Origin of the sequence: Bacillus cereus group sp. N8, from assembly GCF_016483685.1 — a bacterium.
GTDB lineage: Bacteria > Bacillota > Bacilli > Bacillales > Bacillaceae_G > Bacillus_A > Bacillus_A proteolyticus.
The window spans coordinates 1-424 of record NZ_JAEHBK010000137.1 but is presented as its reverse complement, the minus strand read 5'-3'; the positions used below and the strand labels follow the sequence as shown (position 1 = coordinate 424).

Genomic DNA, 424 nt, shown 5'->3' with positions numbered 1-424 from the left:
GAATTCAATGAAGTACTGGCCAAACTCCAAAAAGACACCAGTAAAACAAATAATCAACTTGAACAAGCCCAAAGAGCATTAAATGGTATTATCCAGGCCGATGCCATGCAGGGTGCAACAGGAAATGCAATTGTCAACGACATCAATAATAACCAAAGTGCAGTTGTGACTGGGTTGAAAGTTACCAATGAATTTCTCATTGCGGAAATGTTGACAACTTTAAAGGATTTTCAGTCAACAACGGAAGAAAGTGATGAGAATGCGGTTATTCTGGAAGATGCATTACTGCAAACACAAAACAAACTTTCCAATCTCCAACCCAAGAAACATGAAATGGATAGTCGCATCTCTAATATTTACAACAGCGTGAACGATTTGATTTCATTGAGTATGCCGAGAAGCCAGTTTGATGAAAAACTGGTTG

At 38.4% G+C, this 424-nt stretch carries 1 protein-coding gene; it reads left to right on the top strand.

Annotation, left to right across the window (positions count from 1 at the left end; genetic code table 11):
• Window positions 1–424: T7SS effector LXG polymorphic toxin (locus JDS80_RS30745; RefSeq protein ID WP_242477471.1), on the top strand; the 424-nt coding region annotated here is incomplete at both ends.